This window comes from Hymenobacter sp. 102 (assembly GCF_049949205.1).
GTDB lineage: Bacteria > Bacteroidota > Bacteroidia > Cytophagales > Hymenobacteraceae > Hymenobacter.
The window spans coordinates 4,298,845-4,324,797 of record NZ_CP188172.1; the positions used below are offsets into that span (position 1 = coordinate 4,298,845).

General features: G+C 58.9%; 24 protein-coding genes and 1 tRNA gene. 13 read left to right on the plus strand and 12 right to left on the minus strand.

Features of this window, described 5'->3' with window-relative positions:
- Positions 1-118 precede the first annotated feature (118 nt).
- Together ACN19L_RS18545 and ACN19L_RS18550 are read left to right on the plus strand one after the other, a co-directional pair.
- On the plus strand, positions 119-1,039 hold the full coding sequence (locus ACN19L_RS18545) for an AEC family transporter (RefSeq protein ID WP_426490951.1): 921 nt from the start codon (positions 119-121) through the stop codon (positions 1,037-1,039).
- Positions 1,040-1,136: 97 nt separating this feature from the next.
- Positions 1,137-2,414 (plus strand): cation:dicarboxylate symporter family transporter, encoded by a 1,278-nt coding sequence (locus tag ACN19L_RS18550; RefSeq protein WP_426490952.1) that lies wholly within the window; start codon positions 1,137-1,139, stop codon positions 2,412-2,414.
- 89 nt (positions 2,415-2,503) lie between these two features.
- Here the strand turns inward: ACN19L_RS18550 and ACN19L_RS18555 are convergent, their stop codons facing one another.
- From ACN19L_RS18555 to ACN19L_RS18565, 3 genes are all read right to left on the minus strand, one after another.
- Complete coding sequence (locus ACN19L_RS18555; protein ID WP_426490953.1) at positions 2,504-3,730, minus strand: PQQ-dependent sugar dehydrogenase; 1,227 nt, start codon at positions 3,728-3,730, stop codon at positions 2,504-2,506.
- Positions 3,731-3,804: 74 nt separating this feature from the next.
- Complete coding sequence (locus ACN19L_RS18560) at positions 3,805-4,365, minus strand: DUF3575 domain-containing protein (protein ID WP_426490954.1); 561 nt, start codon at positions 4,363-4,365, stop codon at positions 3,805-3,807.
- A gap of 10 nt (positions 4,366-4,375) precedes the next feature.
- Entirely contained in the window at positions 4,376-5,056 is a 681-nt protein-coding gene (locus ACN19L_RS18565) for a hypothetical protein (protein ID WP_426490955.1), read from the minus strand.
- 162 nt (positions 5,057-5,218) lie between these two features.
- Between ACN19L_RS18565 and ACN19L_RS18570 the strand changes: the two genes are divergently transcribed.
- The gene (locus tag ACN19L_RS18570) at positions 5,219-7,348 is read left to right on the plus strand and encodes a TonB-dependent receptor family protein (RefSeq protein ID WP_426490956.1); all 2,130 of its coding nucleotides are present in this window, start codon (positions 5,219-5,221) and stop codon (positions 7,346-7,348) included.
- A gap of 228 nt (positions 7,349-7,576) precedes the next feature.
- Here the strand turns inward: ACN19L_RS18570 and ACN19L_RS18575 are convergent, their stop codons facing one another.
- From ACN19L_RS18575 to ACN19L_RS18590, 4 genes are all read right to left on the minus strand, one after another.
- Complete coding sequence (locus tag ACN19L_RS18575; RefSeq protein WP_426490957.1) at positions 7,577-8,734, minus strand: Gfo/Idh/MocA family protein; 1,158 nt, start codon at positions 8,732-8,734, stop codon at positions 7,577-7,579.
- Between the two features lie 193 nt (positions 8,735-8,927).
- On the minus strand, positions 8,928-9,749 hold the full coding sequence (locus ACN19L_RS18580; RefSeq protein ID WP_426490958.1) for a universal stress protein: 822 nt from the start codon (positions 9,747-9,749) through the stop codon (positions 8,928-8,930).
- Positions 9,750-9,889: 140 nt separating this feature from the next.
- A complete protein-coding gene (locus tag ACN19L_RS18585; protein WP_426490959.1) occupies positions 9,890-10,162 on the minus strand; it encodes a hypothetical protein in 273 nt (90 codons plus the stop codon).
- 38 nt (positions 10,163-10,200) lie between these two features.
- Positions 10,201-10,659, minus strand: a complete 459-nt coding sequence (locus ACN19L_RS18590; RefSeq protein ID WP_426490960.1) for a hypothetical protein — start codon at positions 10,657-10,659, stop codon at positions 10,201-10,203.
- A 134-nt stretch (positions 10,660-10,793) separates the two neighbouring features.
- Here ACN19L_RS18590 and ACN19L_RS18595 point away from each other — a divergent pair, with 134 nt between their 5' ends.
- Positions 10,794-11,090 (plus strand): GNAT family N-acetyltransferase, encoded by a 297-nt coding sequence (locus ACN19L_RS18595; RefSeq protein ID WP_426490961.1) that lies wholly within the window; start codon positions 10,794-10,796, stop codon positions 11,088-11,090.
- Positions 11,091-11,220: 130 nt separating this feature from the next.
- A complete protein-coding gene (locus tag ACN19L_RS18600; protein WP_426490962.1) occupies positions 11,221-12,120 on the plus strand; it encodes a universal stress protein in 900 nt (299 codons plus the stop codon).
- Between the two features lie 206 nt (positions 12,121-12,326).
- On the opposite strand, the gene ACN19L_RS18605 is transcribed toward ACN19L_RS18600, so the two are convergent.
- The 3 genes from ACN19L_RS18605 to ACN19L_RS18615 all read right to left on the minus strand — a co-directional run bounded on the left by ACN19L_RS18605 (position 12,327) and on the right by ACN19L_RS18615 (position 15,808).
- On the minus strand, positions 12,327-14,654 hold the full coding sequence (locus tag ACN19L_RS18605; RefSeq protein ID WP_426490963.1) for an endonuclease: 2,328 nt from the start codon (positions 14,652-14,654) through the stop codon (positions 12,327-12,329).
- Between the two features lie 216 nt (positions 14,655-14,870).
- Entirely contained in the window at positions 14,871-15,353 is a 483-nt protein-coding gene (locus ACN19L_RS18610) for a fasciclin domain-containing protein (RefSeq protein ID WP_426493602.1), read from the minus strand.
- Positions 15,354-15,733: 380 nt separating this feature from the next.
- Positions 15,734-15,808, minus strand: a tRNA-Arg gene (locus ACN19L_RS18615).
- A gap of 150 nt (positions 15,809-15,958) precedes the next feature.
- On the opposite strand from ACN19L_RS18615, the gene ACN19L_RS18620 reads away from it, so the two are divergent.
- The gene (locus ACN19L_RS18620) at positions 15,959-16,450 is read left to right on the plus strand and encodes an Ohr family peroxiredoxin (RefSeq protein WP_426490964.1); all 492 of its coding nucleotides are present in this window, start codon (positions 15,959-15,961) and stop codon (positions 16,448-16,450) included.
- A gap of 86 nt (positions 16,451-16,536) precedes the next feature.
- Here the strand turns inward: ACN19L_RS18620 and ACN19L_RS18625 are convergent, their stop codons facing one another.
- Together ACN19L_RS18625 and sucC are read right to left on the minus strand one after the other, a co-directional pair.
- Positions 16,537-17,421: a transglutaminase-like domain-containing protein gene (locus ACN19L_RS18625; RefSeq protein WP_426490965.1), complete on the minus strand. Its 885-nt coding sequence runs from the start codon at positions 17,419-17,421 to the stop codon at positions 16,537-16,539.
- Positions 17,422-17,544: 123 nt separating this feature from the next.
- Positions 17,545-18,750 (minus strand): ADP-forming succinate--CoA ligase subunit beta, encoded by a 1,206-nt coding sequence (gene sucC, locus ACN19L_RS18630; protein ID WP_426490966.1) that lies wholly within the window; start codon positions 18,748-18,750, stop codon positions 17,545-17,547.
- 275 nt (positions 18,751-19,025) lie between these two features.
- Here sucC and ACN19L_RS18635 point away from each other — a divergent pair, with 275 nt between their 5' ends.
- From ACN19L_RS18635 to ACN19L_RS18665, 7 genes are all read left to right on the plus strand, one after another.
- Positions 19,026-19,682, plus strand: coding sequence for an ABC transporter ATP-binding protein (locus ACN19L_RS18635; protein ID WP_110979954.1), 657 nt, complete (start codon positions 19,026-19,028; stop codon positions 19,680-19,682).
- 384 nt (positions 19,683-20,066) lie between these two features.
- Positions 20,067-20,858, plus strand: coding sequence for a hypothetical protein (locus tag ACN19L_RS18640; protein WP_426490967.1), 792 nt, complete (start codon positions 20,067-20,069; stop codon positions 20,856-20,858).
- A gap of 93 nt (positions 20,859-20,951) precedes the next feature.
- The gene (locus ACN19L_RS18645; protein ID WP_426490968.1) at positions 20,952-22,874 is read left to right on the plus strand and encodes a RecQ family ATP-dependent DNA helicase; all 1,923 of its coding nucleotides are present in this window, start codon (positions 20,952-20,954) and stop codon (positions 22,872-22,874) included.
- A 15-nt stretch (positions 22,875-22,889) separates the two neighbouring features.
- Entirely contained in the window at positions 22,890-23,510 is a 621-nt protein-coding gene (locus tag ACN19L_RS18650; RefSeq protein ID WP_426490969.1) for a DUF4304 domain-containing protein, read from the plus strand.
- A gap of 48 nt (positions 23,511-23,558) precedes the next feature.
- The gene (gene murI, locus ACN19L_RS18655) at positions 23,559-24,395 is read left to right on the plus strand and encodes a glutamate racemase (RefSeq protein ID WP_426490970.1); all 837 of its coding nucleotides are present in this window, start codon (positions 23,559-23,561) and stop codon (positions 24,393-24,395) included.
- Positions 24,396-24,968: 573 nt separating this feature from the next.
- On the plus strand, positions 24,969-25,493 hold the full coding sequence (locus ACN19L_RS18660; RefSeq protein ID WP_426490971.1) for a CsgE family curli-type amyloid fiber assembly protein: 525 nt from the start codon (positions 24,969-24,971) through the stop codon (positions 25,491-25,493).
- A 31-nt stretch (positions 25,494-25,524) separates the two neighbouring features.
- Positions 25,525-25,947, plus strand: coding sequence for a curli production assembly/transport component CsgF (locus tag ACN19L_RS18665; protein WP_426490972.1), 423 nt, complete (start codon positions 25,525-25,527; stop codon positions 25,945-25,947).
- Positions 25,948-25,953 lie beyond the last annotated feature (6 nt).

A 25,953-nucleotide genomic window follows, 5' to 3' on the forward strand; every position in this document is an offset into this window, starting at 1 on the left:
GCGCCTGGGGCTGCCGGGCGCGGCAGACTAGCAGACTGGGCTTTATAGCTGCAACGAGTTCAACCTGCTATCCGGCCAGTCTGGCGGCCCCTCACGTTTTTGCTTTTACCTTCCCTGCATGACCAACCTGCTGCTGCTGCTCATGTGTCTGGTAGTAGGTGCCTGGCTGCGCTGGCGGCAGGCCGTGCCGGCGGGTACGGCCGCAGTGCTCAATCAGCTGCTGGTGCTGGTGTTCATGCCCGCCCTCACGTTTCTGCACCTCGCCGACGCCCACCTTGACCGGCACTTCCTGCTGCCCGTGCTGGCTCCCTGGCTGATTTTTGGGATGAGCGGGCTGCTGTTCGGCACGCTGGGGACGCGGCTGGGGCTGAGCCGGAATACGGTGGGTGCGCTCATCATCACGGCCGGTATCAGCAGCACTTCCTTCGTGGGGTTTCCCATTTTTGAGCTGCTGTATGGGCCGGCGGGGTTGGAACTGGGCATTATGATGAGCCAGGCGGGCTCTTTTCTGATTGGCGTGACGCTGGGCGTGGCCGTGGCCGCGTGGTACGGGTCGGCGGAGCCTTCGTGGCAAAGTATGGCTGGTACGGTGCTGCGCTTTCCGCCCTTTGTGGCCTTTGTGCTGGCGCTGGGGGCCAATGCTGCCGGCTACCGGCACCCGGAGCTGGTGCGTGGGGTCTTGGAAAAGCTTAGCGCCCCGTTTTCGGTAGTGGCCCTGCTCTCGGTGGGGCTGCAAATGAACCTGAAGGTGCCCCAGGCTCAGCGCCGGGCTCTGGGCCTGGGCCTCACGTACAAGCTGCTGCTGGCCCCGCTGCTCATCTTCGGCCTCTACCACGGCCTGGGCGCGCAACCCAGCCGGGTGGTGGATTTGTGCGTGCTGGGCGCGGCCATCGGGCCCATGAATACGGCGGCCGTGGTGGCGGAGCGCTACGGCCTCAATCCGCCGCTGGCCGCACAAATGGTGGGCTTGGGCATTCCGCTTTCCTTGCCCCTGCTAGCTTTGCTGGCGTGGTGGCTGGGGGCAGTTGGGCCTCACTAGCACTTTTTTCTTGACACTTTTTCCGGCACCGGGAGGTACACGCACTAGCCGTTCCTGTTCTCGGTACCGTTAGCCGCCGGGTTTTCCCCGACTCCACATGAAAAAACTAGTTTCCAACCTGACGTTCTGGGTGCTGACGGCCATTGTGGCCGGGGCGCTGCTGGGCCACTTTGCCCCGGCCACCGCCGTGCGCATGGATGTGCTGGGCAAAGGCTTTATCAGCGTCGTCAAGCTCTTCATTAACCCGATCATCTTCCTCACCATTCTGCTGGGCATCAGCAGCATGGGCGACCTGAAGAAAGTGGGGCGCATTGGCGGTAAGGCGCTGCTGTATTTTGAAGTGGTAACTACCCTGGCCCTGCTGATTGGGGTGGGCGTAGCCTACCTCATCCGGCCCGGCGATGGGGTGAGCACCGGGCAACTTGATGGGCAAGCCATTGGGGAGTTTACCCAGCGCGCCGGGGAATTTAGCTGGCTGCAATTCCTGGCCGATAACTTCACCCTGCAGGTGCTACTGGTGTCCATTGTGCTGGGCATGGTGCTAAGCCGCTACGCCGGTCGCCAGCCCATCATCGACCGGCTGAGCTGGGCTTCGAAGTACGTGTTCCGGGGCCTGCACCTGGTAATGCTGTTTGCGCCCATCGGGGCTTTCGGGGGCATGGCCTATACCATTGGTAAGTACGGCATTGCCACGCTGCTGCCGCTGGCTAAGCTCATGGCTACGGTGTACATTACCTGCGGGCTGTTCGTGTTTCTGGTGCTGGGGGCCATCCTGCGCTATTGTCGGGTGAGCATTCTGGCGTTCCTGGGCTACATCAAGGCGGAGCTGCTGATTGTGCTGGGTACTTCGTCCTCTGAAGCAGGCCTGCCGGGGCTGATGGAGAAGCTGGAGCGCCTGGGCTGCGCCAAGCCGGTAGTGGGGCTGGTGGTGCCGGCCGGCTATTCCTTCAACCTCGACGGCACTACCATCTACCTTTCGCTGGCTACCATCTTCCTGGCCCAGGTGTTCGGGGTGGAGCTTACCGGGGCCCAGATGCTGACCATTGTAGGTATTCTGATGGTGACCAGCAAGGGCGCGGCCGGTGTAACCGGCTCGGGCTTCGTGGTGCTGGCCAGCACGCTCACGGCGGTGAAGGTTATTCCGGTGGAGGGCCTGGCGCTGTTGTTGGGCGTGGATCGGTTTATGAGCGAGGCCCGCTCCCTCACCAATTTTGTGGGTAACGGCGTGGCTACCATTTTCCTTTCTCACACCGAAGGCGCCCTCGACCATGCCCAGCTCACCCGCACGCTCAGCGGCCAGGCTACCGCCGAACCTAAGGAGCAGTTGCCGGATACAATACCGGTAACCGCCCCAAAACCCGTTGTGAAGTCATAATCCGGCAACCGGGTAACTACTTGCTATTCCAGTAAAAACGCCCTGCTCCAATAGGTGGAGCAGGGCGTTTTTACTGGAATAGCAAGTAGTTACCCGCGCTTCTTGGACTTTTTGTTGTCTTTGCCAGCTGCGCCGTAAGCCACCCGGTAAATCACGCCGTTGTCATCGTCAGAAACCAGCAGGGAGCCATCCGGGGCTTCCACAATGCTGCACGGGCGGCCGAATTCCGACTTGTCGTTTTCTACCAGCCAGCCCGTGATGAAGTCCTCGAACTGCTGGGGCTGGCCCTGCTCGTTGAACTTCACCCGCACGATTTTGTAGCCCGAGGGCTGGGCCCGGTTCCAGGAGCCGTGCATGGTCACGAAGGCATCCTGCCGGAATTGCTGCGGAAACTGCTGGCCCCGGTAGAACACCATGCCCAGCGGCGCGGAATGGGCCTTGTACGTGAGCAACGGCCGCACCGTGCGGGCATCAAACTGCTCGTAGGTTTCCCCCGATTTGGGCTTGTTGGCGGGGTAGTGCTTGCCGTCGGCAATGATGGAGGGCCAGCCGTAGTGGCCGCCGTCCTTTATCTGATTAAATTCTTCCTGCTGGTCCTCATCCCCGAGCCAGTCGATGCCGTGGTCGAGGCCATAGAGCTGTTTGGTAACCGGGTGCCAGTCGAAGCCGATGGTGTTGCGCAGGCCCTGGGCGTACACGCGTCGGCCCGAGCCGTCGGGTTTCAGCTGGAGCAGGGTGGCACTTTCGGGGTTGTCCTCGTCGCAGGCGTTGCAGGTGCTGCCCACCGAGAGGTAGAGCATCCCATCGGGCCCGAACTGCAGGGTGCGGTTGGCGTGCTGGCCGGCGTCGGGCAGATCTTTGTACAGGGGCTGAAGCTCGCCCAGGGTGCCGTCGGCCTTCACGTCGGCCACGTACACTTCCCGGATGGCGGCTATGTACAGCTTCCCGTCCTTAAGGGCCAACCCGTGCAGGTGGGGCTTCTGGGCCACCTGCTGGGTCGTTTCCACTTTCCCGTCCTTGTTGGCGTCGCGCAGCAGCGTAACGGTGCCCTTCACCCGGTTGCTAACGTAGGCGTCGCCGTTGGGGGCCACGGCCAGCATGCGGGGCATATCGAGGCCCTCGGCGTATTTGCTGATGGTGAAGCCGGCGGGTACTTGCAGGCTGGCCACCCGCTCGGGCGTAGCGGGCAGCTTGTTGGGCAGGTAGATGTTGCCCGTCATCTGGAACGGGGTGGCGGCCGGGGGCACGTTCTGGGCCGGGGCCGTGAAGCCCGCCAGCAACGCGGCGGCCAGGGGTAGCGTCAGTTTCGGAAGCATCGCGCAGGGAATAGGTTGCGCTGGGCTTAACTGCGTTTTTCCGCCCGGGGTTATGGTTTAGCTTGGTAAACTGCTCATTTGCGCAAGCGCAGACCAGCAGTAAAGCCAGCGCGCAACCATATAAAATAGTCGGTGTCGGGGTAAAGGCCTGAGGTGGTTTGGCGGCGGTAAGCCGGGCCGGCAAACCCTTCCAGCGTGAACCGGGAAAAGACTGCTTGGTATCCGAGCAAGACACCTGCTTCCTGCTCGTACCGGGTGCGTCTGACGGTTGAGTTGAGGTCGTCGCCCGTTCCTAGCCGAAGGCTGCCCGCCCCAATAAACGGACTGATAAAAAGCCCATCATTGGTCTGCGCAGGCTGAACATAGTACCTGTAGTCGAGGTAGAATTTAGAGCCAGTATCTGGCTCCTCATCCTGGTTGCGGAAGTGACGGTAGCTGCCGCTGAGTTGTAGTGCCGAATGAGGCGTAACCCCAACTTCCACGGCCAGCCCAGCCGCTAATGGTACCAATTCCTCTATCTGAACAATGGGGTTCACGCTCAGCTTGGCCGTAATAGTCTGGCCTAGGGCACGTGTGCCGGTACCCGTTAATACACCAGCCATCAGTAGAATACACAGTCGGGAAATAGAAGTCATACTGATTGAGTTAGTAGCGGTAAGCAGCCCGCCACTGCCGCCGCAGTTTCCAGGCGGACAGGGCGGTGAGGAGCAGCAGCAGGAGCCAAGTGTTGCGCCAGTCAACGGCTAGAAAATCGGCTTGGCGGTCAGTAAGCCAGCGTATAATGGTTTCGAAAGAAGTTGGGGCATATGAATAACCGCCGCAAACCCAATTGGAATAATTGGAAGGCTGATTTTCTATTGCATACAACGTGTAAGGTTGGTGCTGAAAATCCATCCAATACTTATGAATACCTAACTCCTGAAGCGTATTATGCAGGTAAACAAAAGAGGCGTACGTAGTAGCATTCTCCATACTGACGCACACGCCTCGCTTCCTCCTGGAATTCTGAAGATCTTTGCTGTAGTACCTCACCAGCCGGAGGGTATGATAATCAGCCCACTGATTGCCCGTCAGCGAGAACGTCTGCCAGGGCCGGAATTGGGCAACTTCCCGCTGGGAAGCATATACTAGGTACCACATCTGCTGTACCTCTTTTGAAGGATGGAGCGGTGGTATCAGAATCTGTAAGATTGTCTGCTTGGTTCTGGATAGTTCGGATGGCGGCACCGCTACGCACCCCAGCCACAGCAGCCCGGCCAGCGCCAGCAAACCCGGCGGGAAAAACAGCGCCCGATACCGGCGGCGAGGGTAGGGCAGGTATAGCATAAGCTCAAGCGTAACAGGAACGATATGAATGGAAGATAAACGGTTTTGCCCTGAAAGTTAGTCTGCGCCCAACCTGAGAGGCCGATTCGGGGTTAGCAGGTCCAGATCAGCGCTTCTTCGCCTCTCCGTTTTCACTTCTGACTTCTCAGTTCTACTACCAGAATGCCCTACCGCTACGCCGTGCCGCTGCTGTTGCTGCCCGCCCCGCTGATTGCCCAAACTGCCCCGCCCGATACCACCCGCGCCGTGCGCCTGCCCGAAGCCACCGTGACAGGCTACGGCCAGCAGCTGCCGCTGCGCCGCACTGCCGCTGCCGTCAGCACCCTCGCGGCCCGCGACTTCGAGCGGTTTCCGCAGAATGCCCTCACCCAGGCCGTAAACACGCTGCCCGGGGTGCGGCTGGAGGAGCGGGCCAGCGGCAGCTACCGCCTCAGCGTGCGGGGCAGCACGCTCCGCTCCCCGTTTGGGGTGCGCAATACCAAGGTGTACTACCAAGGCATCCCGTTCACCGAAGCCAGCGGCAGCACCCCCCTCAACCTGCTCGACCCCGCGCTGCTGGGCGGGCTGGAAGTAGTGAAAGGCCCCGCCGCCAGCGTGTACGGGGCTGGCACTGGCGGGGCCGTGCTGCTGAGTGGCCGCCGGCCCGCGCCCGGCAGCACGGCCGCCGAAGTGGGCTTCACGGCGGGTAGCTACGGGCTGCGGCGCTACGTGGCGAGTGTGGAAACCGGCTCCGCCACCGGCTACCTGCGGGCCACCTACGCCCGCCAAGGCCTCGACGGCTACCGCCAGCAAAGCGCCCTGCGCCGCGACGTGCTGGCCCTCGACGGCGAGTGGCAGCTCACCGAGCGGCAAACCGTGGGCCTGCACGCGCTGTACTCGGATATCAACTACCAATTGCCCGGCGGCCTCACCCGCGCCCAGTTCCGGGCTAACCCGCGCCAGGCCCGCCCCGGCACGGCCACCGCGCCCGGCACCGTGCAGCAGCGCACCTACTACGCCTCCCGCACCGCTTTGCTGGGGGCCACCCATGAGGCCCGCTTTACTGACCGGTTCAGCCTGCGTACCACGCTCTACCTGAGCGGCAGCCGCATCAATACACCGTATTTGATAGACTTCGAGCGTAACACGCTGCTGGGTGGGGGCGGGCGCACGGTGGCCAGCTACCGCACCGCCCTGGCCGGCCGCACCCTGCGCCTGCAAGTCGGGGCCGAGGGGCAGACCGGCTTCGAAAGCTCCCGCAACTACCAGAACCGCGCCGGCCAGCCCGGCGCGTTGCGCTACGACGACGAAATCCGGACGCTCACCGGCTTTGCCTTCGCCCAGGCCGATTACGAGCTGCCCGCCGGGCTGCTGCTCACGGCCGGAGCCAGCTACAACCGCCTCCGCTACCGCATCAGCCGCCTTTCCGATGCCGCCACCAACCCCGCGGGCTACGCGCTGGAGCGCAACTTCCGCCCCGAGGTGTCGCCCAGGGTAGCGCTGCTGCGGGAGTTTGGAACGGGGCTGACGGTGTACGGCAGCCTGAACACCGGCTTCTCGCCACCTACCGAGGAGGAAATCCGGCCTTCCGACGGCTCCATCAACCGGGCCTTACAGGCGGAACGAGGCACCAGCTACGAGCTGGGCCTGCGCGGTGCGGTGCTCCGGGAGCGGCTGCGCTACGACGTGGCCCTCTACGACCAGCGCCAGCGCCAGACCATCACCACCCGCACCACCGACCAGGGCACCCAGCTCTTCGCCAACGCTGGCAGCACCCGCCAGCGCGGCATTGAGGTAGCGTTGAGTGGCTACGTGTGGCAGCCGATGGCAAACGGCAGCATTGCACAGGCCGCTGGCAATGCTGTAACGCCTGTAACGCCAACGGGCCTCCGTGCCTTCGTCAGCTACGCTTACAACCACTACCGCTTCGGGAGCTACGAAAGCGGCGGGCAGGATTTCAGCGGTAACCGCCTCACCGGCACCGCCCCCCACACGCTCACCGCCGGCCTCGATGTAGTAGCTCCGCTGGGCTTTTACCTGAGCCCCACGGTAAACCACCAGGCCCGCATCTACCTCAACGACGCCAACACCGAGGCCGCCCCCGGCTACTGGACGTTTGGCACGCGCGGGGGCTGGCGGCGCAGCTTCGGCGGCTTCTTGGTGGACGTGTTCGGGGGCGGCGAAAATTTGACGGACCGCCGCTACTCCCTGGGCAACGACCTCAACGCCTTCGGGGGCCGCTACTTCCAGCCCGCCCCGGCCCGCAACTGGTACGCGGGGCTGAGCTTGAAGAAAGTCAGCGAAAAAAAGTAAACAATCAAAGCCCGCGTCAGTGCGAGCAGCGAGAAGCAACTCGTTCTTCCCTAGAGCACAAGCCCCGGCTGTCAGTGCGAGCAGCGCGAAGCAATCTGTCCTTTTATGAGCACAGAGCTTGAGATGTAGAAAGCCACTGACATCCGTGCTGACGTCAGGGGCTTTTGAGTAGGTCAAGGATTGATACCCTGTGAAGGATTGCGTCGCGCTGCTCGCACTGACGGGCGGCTACACCTTCACTTTCTTGCCGGTGCGGGCGGCTTCGTAGATGGCCATGATGAGGCGAATATCCTTGAGGCCCTCTTCGCCGGGCGTTTTGGGCGTCTTGTTCTGGAGCACGCACTCGGCCATGTGGTCCAGCTCGGCGGCAAACTGATTGCCTTCCTTGATCTTGGGCTGCTGCTGGCCGTCCTTGTCCCCGATGACCATTTTGTGCTCGTAGTAGTCGGTGGCAGGGTCGAGGTCGAGCCAAGCTTTCTGGCCGAACACGCGGTAGCGCTTCACCCCTTCGGTGCTGTAGGAACTGGTGCAGGTGGCCAGAATGCCGCTGGGGAAGCGCAGCGTGAAGTGAATCCGGTCCTCCACTTCCTTGAAGCGCGGGTCGGCTTGGTCGCTCATTTCCAGAGCGGTTACTTCCACGGGCTCCTCGCCGGTGAGGTAGCGGGTGGCGTTGAGCGAGTAGATGCCCAGATCCATCAGGGAGCCGCCGCCGGCCAGCTTCTTCTGCACCCGCCAAGTGTCGGCCTGGTCGCCGGTGGGGTCCACAATGCGGCCGTGGTCGGCGGTAATCTGCATCACCTTGCCCAACTCGCCCTTGCGGATGCGGGCAATGGCCTCTAGGTTGAATGGCTCGTACTGCGCCCGGTAGGCAATCATCAGCTTTTTACCAGCTTTCTGACAGGCCTCAATCATCTGCTGACATTCTTTTTCGGTGTTGGCCATGGGCTTCTCGCACAGCACATGCTTGCCCGCCTTGGCCGCCCGGATGGTATACTCGGCGTGCAGACCCACTGGTAGCACGATGTACACCACATCCACCGCCGGATTGTCCTTGATGGAATCGAAATTCTGGTAGTTGTAGATGTTTTTGGCGTCCACGCCATACTCGGCGGCCAGCTTTTTCGCCTTATCGGGCGAGCCGCTCACCAGAGCCGTAATGCGGGCATGTTTGCAGTCTTTGAAGGCGGGCATCATCTGCTCCTGGGCAAATTTGCCGAGACCCACGATGGCAAAGCCCAGCTTCTTCTGGTCGTCGTACTGCGTAGTGGAACTAATTTCGGCGAGCGGCAATGCGGCGGCCGGACCGGCTACGGCGGCTAGAGCAGCCCCCAGGCCAGCTTGGCGCAAAAAGTGTCGCCGTGAGTCGGTGGAGTTGTGTGGGTTCATAGTGGCAGATAACCTAGCGTGAACCCTGCTGAACGGCCAACTTCCCGCCATCGTTACTGAATGCCCGATTCTTCTACCACACCTGGCGGAAAACACTCAGCCGGATCATGGTGGAAACGCATCTGGGAACTTCAGGAAGAATGTGCGCCGCGTGGAACCGAAGCCGATAGTCGGCTGACTACCGCCCGTCGCCCTAATCCAGTGCCGGTAACAGCAGCATAGGCAGTCGGCCGTGTAAAATTACCTGAGATGTTACGCTGCGATTAAAGAGCTGCCCCAAAAAACTGCGCCGCCGGGCTACTAATACCAATAAATCGGCATGCGTTTCGTGAGCAGCCAGCAGAATGCCCTCCGGAACGCGGCGGTGTCGTACTCCGTGGCACTGCACGCGGTTTTCAATGCTCCCGAGCAACCCGCTGGCCGATACGGCCTCCAACGCCAACGCGCAGGTGTCACTGTTTTCCGGTTCGGCTACGTGCGCTACCGTCACGTGGGGCCGGAGCTGCCCCAGCAACCCCCGCATAGTCTCCGACTGCGTTTTCAGGCTGATGGGACTGTTATCGGCGGCTATGGTAACGTGCCGGGGCGGAACCTCCATTTGCCCCCCGATGGGAACTACCAGCAGCGGCGTGCGGGTGGCGCGCAGCAGCTTCAGCGAGGTGCTGCTCACCAACTCATCAGGAGTGGTTTCGGTGTCGGGCTTGCCCAGCACTACCAAACTAGCGCTGTGCCGGCGCACCGCATCCGCCACGGCCTCTTCCACCCCATCCACCGCTGATTCAACCACCACAGGTACCCCCAGTGGCTGGATGCGCTCCTGCAGGGCGGCGGCCACTTCTCCCTCACTCAGGTGCCGGATGCTGCCATTGAAAGCATCCGGATCCAGCAGCGTTTCACGGCGAATGTGTACCACTACCAAGGAGGCCTGCACGGCCGTGGCCAAAGCAGCCGCGTAGTGCAGTGCTTGGTCGGCAGCGGGAGTAAAATCGGTGAGGACGAGGAAGGGAGGAGTCATGGGAACAAACGGCTTGGGAGGTGGTGCAGGAAGGTTTATCACCTGAAGTATACGGTAAAAGCACTAGTCCGCTGCATTGGGATATACAAAAAAGGCTCCCACCGTAAGCGGGAGCCTTTTCGTTCCAAACTGCTTCAGGATTACCGGTTATTATCGTCGATGGGATTATTGAAACCGGGGTTCATCAGCTCATCCGTCATGCTGGAGTTATCCGGGTCGGGGCCGGTGGTAGCACTGTCAGTAGGAATGCCAGTGGTTTCTTCCTCCAAGCGGGCAGAAGTATCCAGTGTGCCTTCCTCATCGCGCTTGTAGCTATACAACTCCTCGCGGTGCTTGCGCTGCTCCTCTGTCAAATTCGCGCCTGATTTCGGATCGAGAGCGGCTGCGGGGTCTTGGTTTTTATGAGTAGCCATGTAACAGGTCGGTAAAAAAGCAGGAAAAATTCGACGAGCTATTTGCCTGAACCGGGAATGCCGCGTCCTTCATCGGGGCGGAAGGCACTGAACTCGTCGGGGTTGTCGTTTTTGCCCACATTGGGGTTTTTAGGATGCTCGTCGCCTTCAGGAGCCGGCTCGGTGGTCTGGTTGGCGGGCTCATTGGTGGCCCAGTTGCGGGTACCACCCGCGTAGCGTGGGTCATCAGCCGCCCAGCCTTCACGCTGCTCAAAATACTCAGAGTCTTCTACTTCCCGCACTGCCGAAGGGTCCAGGTTTTGGGGAGTACTGCCGCGCTGCTCGGGAAATGCCGTGGGCGGGGCAACAGCTCCGCCTTCAGTTACGCTATGCTCATTTTGCGCGTGTTGGTGAGCTTCGGCGGTGGTTTGCTTGCCGAACTCGCCGTACTGCGGCGTGTTGCTATTGGGGGTAGGCGAGTCGGGGGCCTGGTCGAAGGTATCGGGTGTAGTCTGCATCGGAAAAAAGGGGTTGGGAGGAGAGTTCAGCAATGGAAGAGGCCCACGTGGTGGCTGCTTCTGCTCTGCATACGTAAACTCCGCTCCGATGGTGAACATCCGTTCAGCATCTTCACCTCATAACAGCACCGCGTATGCCAGTAACCGTCATTCACCACGCTCAAAATCAGGAATTTACAATTGAACAGGAAGGTGGCTCGGCCGAGCTTGCCTATAGCAAGCCCGCGGCCGGCATCCTTGATTTCACGCATACGTATGTAGATGAGGCATTGCGAGGACGGGGGCTAGCGGAGGAGCTGGCGCGCACCGGACTGGCCTTTGCCCGGGAGCAGGGGCTGCGGGTGCGCACCAGTTGCCGCTTTATGCAGAAGTTTATGGATACTCACCCGCAGTACCAGCATTTGCGGGAAGCGCCCGCAGATACACAGTAGCTTACTGTGCGCTACGCTTCAGCTTACCCAAAGTCAAATCTTGTGGTATGTTGCTGATTTTTAATAGCGTCTTAATTTTTGGCGTTCGGTAATCTGATAACTTGGCTTACTGAACACTATCTGTACTGCTTTGCCCGGTTCCACCATCACGTTTCACGTCTTAACCGACTTCTCGGAAGTGGCCGCCAACGCGCTGCACTACGCAGTGGTGCTGGCTCGCCACACGGGCGGAAGCGTGCATCTGTGGCATCTGCTGCCATCTGCCGGCTCGGCGGAGGCAGACATGTTGCGCCGGAAAGGCTACGTGTGGTCGGCGGAGCAGGCCGGAGTGGCGTTGCGGGAGCAGGCGGCCATAGTGCAGGCCTCAGTACCGTGCGCGGCAACCCTGCTTACAGGGGAGGTCCTGCCGCAGTTGGCTGCCGGGTTAGGCCCTGGTCCCGGGCAGGTGGTGGTAGTAGGTAATGCCAATCCGGCAAAAAACATCCGCCACACAGACCATAGCTTCGCGCTCCACTTGGTTCAGACGCTGCTACATCCGCTACTGGTGGTGCCGGTTACGTACCGGGCGGGGGCATTGCCCCGGCGGATTGTGCTTGACACCGACCGACGAGCCGTGCGGCTGCCCGCCACAGCCGTCACCATTCCGCACCTGCTGGAGCAACTCACCTCTTCCCCCGAGCCGCTTACGCTGGGTGCCTCGGCCACTGCCGTGGACTATCTGCTGACGCGAGTTATTCCAGTGGTGGTGGGGCTGCACGTGTACACTACCCAGACTTCGCCTACGCTGAAAGAGGTTGCCTCCAGTATCCGACAGAATGGGCTGTTAGCCGGCATAGCGCACACAGTTACCGCCACCCGGCACCCTTCAATTGAAGAAGGTATCCGGCACGCTGCCACCCGGCATCAGGCCGATATTCTCTCATTCGTAACCCGGCAGCGGCTGTACCCGGGTCAGCATTTCCGCCACAGTGTTACGGCTGGGCTGCTGGCGCACAGCCGCATCCCGGTGCTCACCGTTCCTGAGTGTTAACCCCAAGTTTATTCCCGTAAGCAGATTGTTATTTTTTCCATGTGAGTTCGGGTCCGCACTGCAATGCGGGCCCGTTTGCATTCCGGGGGTAAACCAGCCGCCCACCCCCGAAACGGGCTCCAAAAAAAGCAGCCCCGGCTCTCCTACATGGAAGCCAGGGCTGCTTTTAAGGTTAGAAGCTGGTCAGACTAAGCTTATCAGCGGCTTTAGTGCTGCACCGCTACGCGGCGACTGTAGCGCACCCCATCCACGGTTACGCGCACTGTGTACAGGCCGTTGCTGAGTGTCTGTACGGGTATGCTCCCAGCATCAAGTGCCGAAACCGACTGGGTATGGTGGAAAACCTCCTGGCCCAGTGCATTGAACAGACTGATAGCAGCCTCATGCCGGCCCCGCAGCTCGGGCAGGCGTACCTGCACGCTACCGGTGGCCGGGTTCGGGAATACCTCGATACCAAAGTTCAGCGGGGCAGCTTTAGTAGTTGCCGTCGTAATGCAGCCGCTGGTGTGGCTGCCCACGCCCGAATACACATCGGTACCTACAAACTGCCACTCGCCGGCGGCTAGGCTCCAGCGCTTCTGGCCGGCATTCACGGTGGCTTTGCGCACCAGTGTAGCGTTGGTGGTAGTGCCGCCACCGGGCAGCTGCCAGCCCCCGCTGGGCTGCTGGCCAATTACGCCAATGATGTCCAGCGTATCGGTGCCATCCAGCAGCAAAATGGCGTCGTCGCCGTTGAAGAATCCCACGTTCGACTGCACATCAGCTTGCGCGGCTACGATGGGGGAAACTACGCCGCTATTGGCAATTACGTACACGTCGCCGGGGGCAATGGTGCCGGTGAGGGCCTGCGTGCTGGAAGGTGAAGTGGAGCCGTTGCCAAACAGGCGTACTTCAATGCCCGTAAGATTGATGGGGGCCGGTGAAGGATTATAGATTTCAATGGCCTTGGTGTTGCTGGCACTGCCCTCCACATACTCCGAGAAAAACAAATCGGTGCAGGGGGAGCCGGCCGGGGCCTGGTCATCGTTGGTGATGGTGAGCACGTGGGCTGAAGGTGCGCCCAGCACCGCGCCGCCCGTAGTAGGAGCACCCAGCACCAGACGCACCGTCTCGTTGGGCTCCGGCTGCGCATCACCCACTACCAAAACCGAGACGGGTACCGTCTGCGAAGCTTGGCCGGCCGCGAAGGTTACGGAGGTAGTGGTGAGCGTGTAGTCGGCTGGCGAGGTAGCCGTGGTACCGCTGGTGCTCACCGTTACCGGAATGGTGACGGCCGCCGTGGGAGCACTACCACTCAGGGTTACGTTCACGGTGTAGGTGCTGCTACCGGTGTTATCTTCCGTAACGGAGCCCGTGCCCGTTGCAAACCGAATGGTGGGTGCCGGGCCATCGTCGTTGGTGATGGTCAATTCCTGCGCCGCTGGTCCGCCCACTGCCCCCCCTGAGGAAGGGTTGCTGAGCGTGAGCACTACCGTTTCGTCAGCCTCCGGCTGGGTGTCCCCATTGATGGTGACGGTAACTGTTTGCGAGGACTGGCCGGCGGCGAAGGTTAGCGTCTGGGGCGAGGGGAAAGCAAAATCGGAGCCGCTGATAGCCGTAGAGTTGGCCGCATCCAGTGCCACCTGCACCGTGAGGGCGGAGGTAGGCACCGGTGTTACGTTAACGGTAGCCGTGTAGGTGCTGGTACCGGTGCTGCCCTCCGCACTGCTAGCCGTGGCGGCTGAGAATGAGAACGTAGGCAGCACCTGAAAACCCCAGGCCCGGGCTACCAGATCAGGGTAGGTAATGTAAGGGTTGAAATTGCCCTGGCTTTTGGCCGTGCGGCGGTTGCGCTCCGTTTCGCGGGCGTCCACCGGGTCGGCCATGTGCCATTGATAAAGGGTATTCAGGTCGGCGGCGGCGGTAATTACATCCTTGCCGGGGTCAAACTTTTGCCCCTGGTGCATGGTGTAGAAATAAAAGATGGCCCGGGCCAGGTTGCCCTTATGATCTTCGCGGGGTTCAAACTGAGAGTTCGTATCCTCGCTGTACTCGTCTATGTTGCTGGTCGGAATGGTAGCTTGGCTGGAGGTGCCACGCATCCATTTCTGCGTCTGCGCATCCGGAATTTCTGCAAACGGGTCTGAGCCCCGGTCCGAGTTCCAGGTGTCATAGGTCGGAAACAGATGATGAATGTCGGAGCGCATCCGCACTGCTTCATCAAACCACGACTGCGGCACGGTATGCTCACAATTGATGCGGTTCACCACGCCGGTGCTCGTGCTGCTGGAGTCCAGCCGTACATTCTCGGTATAGCCTGAATATACGCAAACCACACGGCCGTTCTGGTTGTCAATGTAATTGTACATTCTGCCGCGGGCGTCGTTGTAGCTTAGTACTACCCGCTTGCCATCGTACCAGTTTTGCCGCAACCAGTCTTTAAGGTTCTGGCCCTGTAGGTTGGCCGGAGGAGCGGCAGGCAGCGTCTGGGCCGTTGCACCCAGTGCGCTCAGGCTCAACGCAGCTCCCAGCATCCAGGAGAAAAAGTGTTTCATCAACAGGGGGGAAGGTGTGTGAAGAAAGAAAAGAAAACAAATGTCGGATTCTTTTGCCAGACCCAAACGATTGAGTTACAACCGGGTGAACAGCGTAACAAATTAGTAATTCTGCTCCCGAGGAAAGAAGCCAGCTTCTTGTTCGGCCGGTTGCTTAATAAGAAAGCCGGCCTCCTTGCGGAAGCCGGCTTTCTTGCCTGATACTAAACCAACTACTTATTTGGTGGGCATGAGTACCGTGTCGATTACGTGGGTAACGCCGTTTTTCGATACCACATCGGCAATGGTTACATTAGCCATACCACCTTTCGCATCGTGCAGCATTACCATGTTGCCGTTGCGGTGCACAGTCAGCATTTCGCCTTCTACGGTGGTCAGCGTCTGTCCATCACGCAGGTCAGCAGCCATCAGGCGGCCGGGTACCACGTGGTAGGTGAGGATGGTAGTGAGTTTCTGCTTGTTTTCGGGCATCACCAGCGTGTTTACCGTGCCGGCGGGCAACTTATCGAAAGCAGAGTTGGTAGGAGCAAAAACCGTGAATGGACCAGTACCTTTCAGGGTTTCAACCAAACCGGCGGCTTTTACGGCGGCTACCAGGGTGGTGTGGTCAGTCGAGTTTACCGCGTTGTCCACGATGTCCTTATCGGGTGTCATCATGGCACCACCAACCATAACCCCTGACATCTTCATGTTTTTCATGTCAGCACCTTCGCGGGGCTTGGTAGTGGCTTTGATTTTAGCACCGTTATCGGCTTTGCCTTTCACCTTGGTTTTGCCATCGTCGGCTACCTTGGTTTTGGTGCTCATGCCGTCTTCTTTGATTTTAGTTTTTTCGTCGTCCGACTTCATTTTGCCCTGGGCCACGGCCGAGCCAGTGGTGAGGGTAAAAGCCAGTGCCAGCGTCGAGAGCAGGTATTTGTTCATGGTGTAAGCAGGTTGGGGGTAGGGGACCCGATGAGAGAAATGTCCGCCTTGTACGCTACCGCCGTCCGAAAGGATATAGGCTGAACAGTAAATACCTGCCTGTACGCATACACACCTGATAATAAAAAAGCCCTTCAGCAACTGCTAAAGGGCTTTGGTGGTCGCGCTAGGAATCGAACCTAGATCAAGAGCTTCGGAGACTCCCATACTATCCGTTGTACTACGCGACCCGAATTATGAGTGGCAAAACTAGGTAGAAAACCTGCTGCCGCCAAATGATACGCGTGTTTTTCTGCAAAATCCTGCACCGGGTTTTAGTAACCTTCCGTGCGTCAGTACAGTTAGCATACCCATCTGTTCTCCCATTGAATCCATTTTATATGGCTACCACTGAAAAGAAGACTTTGTATACCGCCGATGCTACCGCCATAGGCGGTCGGAGCGGCCACGTTCGTTCCGCTACCGGCATCATCGACCTAGATATGTCGGTGCCTGAAGGGCTTGGCGGGAAAAAAGGGGCTACCAACCCCGAGGAACTGTTTGCTGCCGGCTATTCCTCCTGTTTTCAGCAGGCCCTGCTAGTAATTGCCCAACGGGCCGGCGACAAACTCGACCCTCAGACTGAAGTGAAATGCTCGGTGTCTTTGTTCCAGGAAGGGGAAGGGTATGGCCTCTCCGCCGTGCTGGATGTGGACCTGAAGTCATTTGATCGGGACAAAACCGTAGAAATGGTTCGTCAGGCTCACCGAATCTGTCCGTACTCGGTGGGTACCCGTGGGAACATGGAAGTAGAACTGCGCGTGCAGGGTGAAACTATTTCGGTGCAGGCGGAGGAAAACGCAGGTGTAGCCGAAAAAGGCGGCGTGCAATAGGTTCTGCTACCAGTTGCCGTAAACCTCGCCGCCCGGTTCTGACAGAGCCGGGCGGCGAGGTTTATGGCAACTGGTAGCAGAACCTACTACGGGGTGCTGATAGCCCCTGATTTAGCTGTCATAACAGCTGCGGGAACAGGCGTAGCATAGAACGTAGCCACTGAGTTGGTGTAGCGGATGTTGTGAATAGCTTCGGTGCGCTGAAAAATTACCGGCTTATGCGCGTTGGTGGGCACCAGCATTAACCCGGTGCGCGCCGATTTTACGCCGTAACGGTTGTCCATCACCGTATCGAAGTAAAATAAATACTGGTTTACCCAGTTGAAATAGGACCGGGCTTTGGCTCTGGTAGATGTCAGTACGGTCAGTTCCGGCCGGTCGGTGGCAAGAGCCTGCTGCAGTTCCACGGCGTTGAGCGGGGTAGTGCCCAGCATCGGGATGATATCAGCCTGGGCGTCCACCATTACCCATTTGCCTTGGTCGGGCAGCCAGGCTTCGGCCAACGCGTGGCCAGCGGCAGAGGAGCGGGTTTGTACGTCCTCGGCCTTGAGGTACAGCGGCCGGGCAGGAATACCCACAGCATTGAATGCCGCCGCCAGCACCAGGCCGTACTCCACGCATTGCACCTGCTGCCCGGCCTGGGCCGCTTTCAGAATGGCAAAAGGGTCCTGAGATTTAAACTGCTTGTGCCCATCATGCTCCAGCCGGAAATGCACCCACTGACATAGAGCCCGAGCCCGCCCCAAATCAGTTGTTTCCTGCGCTATTACCTCTTCCAGCCCAAACATTTCCCGAAACCGGGTGAGGTACTGGGAAGAGGCCGGACTAAACTGGAAAGGATAAGCTACCGGGTCGGCAGTGGTCTGGTACGGAAATTTTGGACTGCTCAGCAGCTCCGCGGCCGACTGCCCCAGGCAGGTAAGGCGGCACCCCAGGGCCAACAGGATCAGTGTAAACGTCTTACAGTGCATAGGCTCAGAGAAGTGAACTGCTCTAAACGAAGGCTATTCTTCTGAGGTTGAGGCAGCAGACAACAAAAAGCCCATCCGGTTTACCGGACGGGCTTTCAAATACGCTCTTTTTACGCAGCCGACCTAGGAAATGCCCTGTTCAGCCAGCACTTCTTTTACTTTTTGTGCGGCATCTTTCAGCAACACCGCCGAGTACACTTTCAGGCCACTCTCATCAATGATGCGGGCGCCCTCCTCCGCGTTGGTACCTTGCAGACGCACGATGATGGGTACTTTAATGTCGCCGATGTTCTTGTAGGCTTCTACTACCCCGTTGGCTACCCGGTCGCAACGCACGATGCCCCCGAAGATGTTAATGAGGATGGCTTTCACATTCGGGTCCTTCAGGATGATGCGGAAGCCAGCTTCCACGGTCTGGGCGTTGGCTCCACCCCCCACGTCGAGGAAGTTGGCCGGCTCGCCGCCGCTGAGCTTGATGATGTCCATAGTAGCCATGGCCAGGCCCGCGCCGTTTACCATGCAGCCCACGTTGCCGTCGAGCTTCACGTAGTTCAGGTTCGAGGCCGAAGCTTCTACTTCCAGTGGGTCTTCTTCGTTGGTATCACGCAGCTCCACGAAATCCTTATGGCGGTACAGGGCATTTTCGTCGAGGGTTACCTTGGCGTCAACGGCCAGAATCTTGTTGTCCGAGGTTTTCAACACGGGGTTGATTTCGAACATGGCCGAGTCGGTTTCGTCGTAGGCTTTATAGAGAGCCGTTACAAACTTCACCATCTCCTTCTGCGCGGCGCCGCTGAGGCCCAGGTTGAAGGCAATTTTGGCGGCCTGGAAGGGGCGCAGACCCACGCGGGGGTCCACGTGCTCACGGTGGATTTTCTCGGGATGCGCCTCGGCTACTTCCTCGATGTCCATGCCACCCTCCGTGGTATAGATGATAACGTTTTTACCGGACGTACGGTCCAGCAGCACGCTCATGTAGAACTCCTTGGTTTCTGATTCACCGGGGTAGTACACATCCTGGGCTACCAGTACTTTGTGCACCTTGCGGCCTTCCGGGCCGGTTTGCTTGGTCACCAGCTGCATGCCGATGATCTGGCCGGCAATTTCTTTTACCTGCTCCAGGTTTTTGGCGAGTTTCACCCCGCCCCCTTTCCCACGGCCGCCGGCGTGGATCTGCGCCTTAATTACGTGCCAGCCGGTGCCGGTTTCTTCGGTCAGTTTTTTGGCTGCTTCCACGGCTTCATCCGCCGTATCGGCCACGATGCCTTCCTGCACACGCACGCCGTAGCGCTTCAGAATGTCTTTGCCCTGATACTCGTGAATGTTCATAGAGTCAGTTGAGAGGGGTTTCGGGGTGGTTAACTAGGCGCGAAAGTAGGCAGTTTTCCGTTGTAAGCTGTCAGTACCCGGTTACCAAGCCAAGGATTTTTCATTTACGGGCCCAATCCTCGCCTGAAAAGCCGCTGCTCCTACCGGGTACACCCGCCTCCTGCCGCTGATACCTGGCCGCCGACAACTCACATCTGGCAACGCATAACCCGCGACGCCCTACATTGCGTAGATTTGTTTCCGATTCGCCGGCTCCACTTTATTCATAGCCTGTTTTGCTGCAAGCCATCAACGTCCGCAAAAAATACAACACGCTGGAAGTCCTTAAGGGCATTGACCTCACGATTGAGAAATCGGAAATCGTGTCCATCGTCGGCTCGTCGGGGGCTGGCAAAAGCACTTTGCTGCACATTCTGGGTACGTTGGATAATCCGGATTCGGGTGAAGTACTGTTCGACGGAGAGTCCGTCAGTTCGCTGGGCCGTTCCGACCTGGCCCGGTTCCGCAACCGCCACATCGGCTTTATCTTTCAGTTCCATAACCTTTTGCCTGAGTTTACGGCCCTCGAAAACGTGTGCCTGCCAGCCTACCTGGCGGGCCGCTCCGAAAAAGAAACCCGCGTGCGGGCCCGTGAATTGCTTGGCATGCTGAACCTGGAGCGCCGCGCCGACCACAAGCCCTCCGAAATGAGCGGTGGTGAGCAGCAGCGCACCGCCGTGGCCCGGGCCCTCATCAACTCTCCCGAAATAATCTTCGCTGATGAGCCCAGCGGTAACCTCGACTCCCAGAATGCGCAGGAGTTACACCAGATTTTCTTTCTGCTGCGCAAAGAGTTAGGGCAGACGTTCGTCATTGTTACCCACAACGATCAACTGGCCGAAATGGCCGACCGGAAGATTACGATGAAGGACGGTAATATCTGGGAAGGCTAGCTCGCCGCCGGATACGCAGGAACCAACTTTCATCAACCGGATGTTAATCAGACACCTGGGCTTCGGCTCAGGTGTTTTTTTGTGCCTCGGTCACGCGTCCGCACCGCTCCGGGCCGTGTTGCATAACCCGCTGCCGCGTTACCGGAACGAGGCAGCGGGTTTTCTGTTTTGAGGCTGGTAGCCTATCTGGTATGCCAGGAGGGATGGTTGGAAAAGCTAAAAAACGTGATTAGCTAAAAATTTTAGAATTATTATTTGCAAGTGGCTGATAATCAATACTAAAATTTAGTAAAAATCAGGCTGTTTTTTGCACCTTTTACGTTGGTGAGTCGTTATATTCACGTAAACAAATACGGTACTACAGGACACTAACGGAAAGACGCCATGAGCGAAGCAACTAAAGTCACCAAAGAGCAGGTTCGTAAAACCAAAGTGGAGAGCTACGACATCTCGCGCTCCGATGAAACATTGCATCTGGCGACGGACCTGGCCAAATTCATCAAGGACAATAAGCTCAGCACAACCGTGCAGGGCAAGGAGTTTGTGAACGTGGAAGGCTGGCAGTACGCTGGCTCCCGCCTGGGCATTGTGCCCATCGTGGACCACGTTATCAACGTGAGCAATGAGCAGGAAATAAAGTACCAAGCCAAGGTGACGCTGTTCGACATGCGTAGCGGCCACACGGTAGGGGCGGGCTTCGCCATTTGTTCAAATAAGGAACAGGGCAAGAAGTTCTACCAGGAGTTTGCCATCATGAGCATGGCCCAGACCCGGGCCATCGGTAAAGCTTACCGGAACATTCTGGCCTGGATTATCCGCGCTGCGGGTTACGAGCCTACCCCGGCTGAAGAAATGGAGTATGGTGGCAATACGCCAACTGTACAGCAGCCTGCTATGGCCGCTGTGTCGGCTGCTCCAACTCCTGAAGCTCCGGCTGCCATGAAGGCCATTGCGGCTGAACCGGCAGTGGCTGAGGTAGCCGCTCCCGCCTATGCCTCCGCTTCGCAGAAAGAGGAAATCATCCGGCTGCTGAATCACCCGCTCATCACCCGTCCGGAAAAAACCAAGATGTTGCTTAACATCAACCGTTTGGATGAGGAGCGCGCTACCCAGGCCATCTCTAAGCTGAAGAAGGCCATCGACGACCGGGAGAACGGTACGGCCGCTGCCGCTTAGGTTTGCCTTACTGCTACAAAAAAAGCCCGCCCTTTCAAAACGGCGGGCTTTTTTGTGGACTGATGCGCCGGCTTACCCGTACTTTTGCGGTTGATGTTACCCGCTACCGACGATATACTGCACGTACTGCGCCAGACCTGGGGGCACACGCAGTTCCGGCCGTTGCAGGAGGACATTATCCGCTCGGTGCTGGCCGGGCAGGATACGCTGGCGCTGCTGCCCACGGGCGGGGGCAAGAGCATTTGCTTTCAGGTGCCGGCCCTGGCCCGACCGGGGCTGTGCCTGGTAGTGTCGCCGCTGATTGCCCTGATGAAGGACCAGGTGGAAAACCTGCGTAAGCGGGGCATCAAAGCCGAAGCAGTGTACGCTGGCATGAGCCACCAGGAAATTGATCAGACGCTGGATAACTGCGTGTACGGGCCGGTGAAGTTTCTGTACGTAAGCCCCGAGCGGCTGCTCACGGACATATTCCGGGCCCGGGTGGGGAAGATGAAGGTGAGCCTGCTGGCAGTGGACGAAGCCCACTGCCTTTCCCAGTGGGGCTACGATTTCCGGCCGCCCTACCTGCAAATTCAGGAACTGCGGGAGCTGCTGCCCGGCGTGCCCTGCATTGCCCTCACGGCCACCGCCACCGAGCAGGTACGGCTGGATATTGTGGAGAAGCTGCGATTTGGGTCCTCGCACCGGGTTTTTCAGCAGAGTTTCGCCCGGCCCAACCTATCCTATTCGGTGCTGGCAACCGAAGACAAGCTGAAGCGTTTGCAAGAGGTGGTGCGCGGGGTAGGGGCCGGAAAAACCAGTATCGTGTATGCCCGCACCCGCCGCCAGACGGAGGATACGGCCGCCTACCTGCAGCAGCAGGGCGTGGCCGCCGCCGCCTACCATGCCGGCCTGCCCGCCGAGCAGCGCAGCCGGGTGCAGCAGGATTGGATGCAGAACCGGACAAACTGCATTGTGGCTACCAACGCCTTCGGTATGGGCATCGATAAGCCCGATGTGCGCCTAGTAGTGCACTTGGATGCGCCCGATAACCTGGAGGCCTACTACCAGGAGGCCGGCCGCGCCGGCCGCGACGAGAAATACGCCTTTGCTGTGGTGTTGCAGGGCCCCAACGATACCGATGAGCTGCGCCGCCGTACCCAACAAAGCTTTCCGCCGCTGGATACCGTGCGCCGCGTGTACCAGGCGCTGGCCAATTTTTCGCGCACGGCCGTGGGCGGGGGCGAGCTGGTAGCCTTCGACTTCGATCTGCAGCAGTTTGCCGAAACCTACCGCATCAAGGCCCTGGATGCGCACAACAGTCTGCGGATGCTGCAGCGGGAAGGTTTTGTGCAGCTGAACGAGGCCGTGAATAACCCCGCCCGGGTGCATATTCCCATCGACCACACCGATTTGTACCGGTTTCAGGTCGCCAACGCCCAGCATGATAAGCTCATCAAGAGTCTGCTGCGTTTTCACGGCGGGGAGTTATTTGCCGGTTTTCAGCGGATTTCGGAGAATAGTCTGGCCCAGCACCTGCGGTTGAGCGTGGTGGAACTGCGCCGGATGCTGCTGTTCCTGCACCGTTCGGGCATCATCCAGTACCAGCCCCGACACGAGTCGCCCCAGGCCCTCTTTACCACGCCCCGCTACGATGCCGACAAGCTACCCCTGGAACAGAAGCGCCTATTGCAGCAGCGTGACTTGGCTTTGCAAAAAACGGAATCGGTGATTCGCTACAAAGCGGGGGGGCGTTGCCGCCAGCAGTTGCTACTGGAGTACTTCGGGGAGCTGGACGCGCCGGCGTGTGGCGTCTGCGACTGGTGCCTGGCCCGCAAGAAAGCCGCCCAGCAACCTGTTGCGTCTGCCGAGCTGCGGCAGCAACTGCTGGCGTTAGTACAAACTACTGCGCAAACACCCCGGCAGGTAGTAACACACTTTGCCCCCCACCAGGCCGCCGCCGTAACCGCTTTACTGCGGGAACTGGTAGAATTGGGCCAGTTGCGCTACGCCGAGGATGGGCGGCTGATAGGGTAGGAGTAACAAAAACTAATGCTGCAATCCGACTTACAGCTTCGTTTCAAGCAATTGATTAGCCAAACGCTCTGGCCCGAGTTCCGGGCCATTGGATACACAAGGCAGGGACACAATTTCCGACAGTATTTTCCTGCGAATGGTTGGGGGCGTATTCTGAACGTACAGAAGAGTGCCTTTAATAACTCAGACTGTATACAATTCACCCTGAACGCGGGGCTGTACCTACTGGAAGCAGAACGGGTAAATAACAGGGGGCGCGTTTCAGCGGAGCGGTTTCTGGAGCCGGATTGCCTGGTACGCAAGCGCATTGGCCGGTTGAACAATACACTGCAGGATACATGGTACGAGCTAACGTCGGCTACGCCGCCCGAGGCAGTTGAGCAGCAGGTGCTGGCCGATGTGCACCGGTACGTGCTACCGTATTTGCAACGGGTGCAGTCGGGGCCGGAGCTACTGGCCCGGGTAGTGCATGAGCGGGACCCCAACAGCGCCGATGGCATCCGGGCGGCATTTGTGGGTGGTTGGCCGCAGCAGGCGCTGGCATGGCTGGATGAGGAAGTGGCCGCAACCATTTATCAATACAAAAAAGCAGAACTGCTGCAGCTGAAAGCGCAACTATTGGCCGGAGAGATGTGAGCCAGCGCCGCAGCGCCGTTGCCGCGCACTACGTACCTTCGGGGCACAATGGCTCCAACTTCTTCTGCATCCGACCCGGTCACCCGTCCCATTGGCGTTTTCGATAGTGGCATTGGCGGCCTTACCGTGGCCCGGGCCGTAAACCAAATGCTGCCCCACGAGCGGCTAGTGTACTTCGGCGATACGGCCCACTTACCTTACGGCGACAAAAGCACGGCCGCTATTCAGGCCTACAGCGTCAAAATCTGCGACGTGCTGCTGCGCCAGCAGTGCAAGGTGATTCTGATTGCCTGTAACTCGGCCTCCGCCGCGGCTTACGAGCTGGTGCGGGAGTACGTAGGCTCCAAAGCGCGGGTGCTGAACGTTATCGACCCCATTGTGGCGCATGTGGGGCAGCAGTATGCAGGCCGCACTGTGGGTCTCATTGGCACCAAGCAAACGGTGAATAGCAACGTGTACCGTAAGAAGATTGACGACCTAGACGCGGGCGTGGAGCTGCGTAGCCTGGCTACCCCGCTGCTGGCCCCCATGATTGAGGAAGGCTTTTTCGACAACAGTATTGCCGGCAACGTTATTGAGTCGTACCTCTCTAACCCGGCTCTCAATGACATCGAAGCCTTGGTGCTGGCTTGTACGCATTACCCGCTCATCAAAAAGCAGATTGCCGCTTTCTATCAGGGTCGCACGCAGGTGCTGGACGCTTCCGATGTAGTAGCTGCCCACGTGCGCCAGTATCTGGAAGCGCAGGGGCTGCTGTCCGCTGCTGGGCCGACTGTCCCTGCTCATCACTTTTACGTGTCTGATTTCACCCGTTCCTTTGAGGAAAGCACCCGAATCTTCTTCGGGCAGGAAGTGCATCTGGAGCACTACCCGCTGTGGGAGTAAGGAACTGGCATCTGCTCCAGGTTGTAGGGTAACCAAATGTGATACCCGTTGTGCAGCGCGATGCACCGCTTTCTACGTGCCGACGGCACCACAATAGCTTCGGGTACAGCCTTGGTTTAAGGGCGCTTAGAATAGTTAGACCCATTTTGGTACTTATCTGCGGGTGCATCACTTCTGGTGTAATGCACTGGTAAAGCTGCGTGTTTTTCCTTCATTTTTCCCACACACGGTGAGGCAGCCCTCTGCGTGCTTTGTTATGAGCGGTACGGAATAGTAAGAGTTGTTATCGGTATTATTCAGTTTGAAATAAAATTGATGCAAAAAAATGCAAGTTATTACTTGTACTATTCAATCAAATAATTACATTTATGCCGTCAAACTGTTAGGCGGCAGTGCCTGCAGTACTTCAGCTTCTTTTTTGAACTCTTGCCTCAGCTCCACCTTATGGGGCTGCTGACTCCGTATTGACTTATGCGTCCGTCATCCAAGCAAAATTCTGCCAAGAAACCTGCACCGCGCCCGGTGCTGTGGTGGCGGCCGTGGGTATGGGGCCTGAGTTCCGTGTTGCTTTCTATGTTGGTTCAGCCCGCGGCCCATGCCCAGGCTGAGCGCAAACGGCCCGTGCGGGCCGATGAGAACGGCAAAGCAGCCCAAGTGCCTACCCGGGAAGCCACGGCCGCCCCGCTTTCGGCCAAAAAGCTGGAAGAAGCCTTGCAGCTGCTGCTACGCGCAGACTCGGCCCGAACGCAGTCCGGGGGGAATCGTGGCCCCGAATCAAGCGGGTTAGTCGTCGATCAGACCATCACCAAAATCGGGCATGATTTCTACGACGTTTTTTACGCGCAGTGGGAGCCACCTGCAGGCCTGCAGGATTTTACCATTGTGATATCGGAGCGGCCGGCCCGGGGCAACAGCGCCATTGTGGCCGTGGCCGTGAATGACGCGGAACTGCTGGAAATGCCGCTTCAGCCTAAGTATGAGTTGATTGAGGAAGCCGCTGGTCAGGCCATTGAAGCGGCTTACGCTATGCTACAGGAGCAGCAAAACGTGAGCCGCCAGCTGGAGCGGGGAGAGCTGCGCGGGCTGGAGACCTACTAACTACCATTCTCACCCTTCATCGTAAGCGTTTATGAAACTGTTGTTTACTGTCTTCATCGGAATAGTTGTTGGCCTGATTAGCCATACCGCGCAGGCCCAGGATTTTGTGTATGAGCCTAAGAATCCGGCTTTCGGGGGCGGTAACAGCTTCAACTATGCCTGGCTGCTGAGTGCCGCCACCGCCCAGAATACCCAGGAAGACCCCGCCCGTTCTGCTCAGAATACAGTGGATCCGCTGGGTGATTTCTCCAACAACCTGAACCGACAGATTTTAGCGCAGCTTACCAACCGCTTCATCTCCTCTCAGTTCGGTGACGGACCGGTGCGGGAAGGCAGCTACACCATCGGGGCCTATCAGATTCAAGTAACCCCCGGGCCGAACGGAGTGGCAATTCAGGTAACGGACACCGGCACCGGCAATCAGACTACCGTGACAGTGCCTAATGTGCCTTAAGTAGTC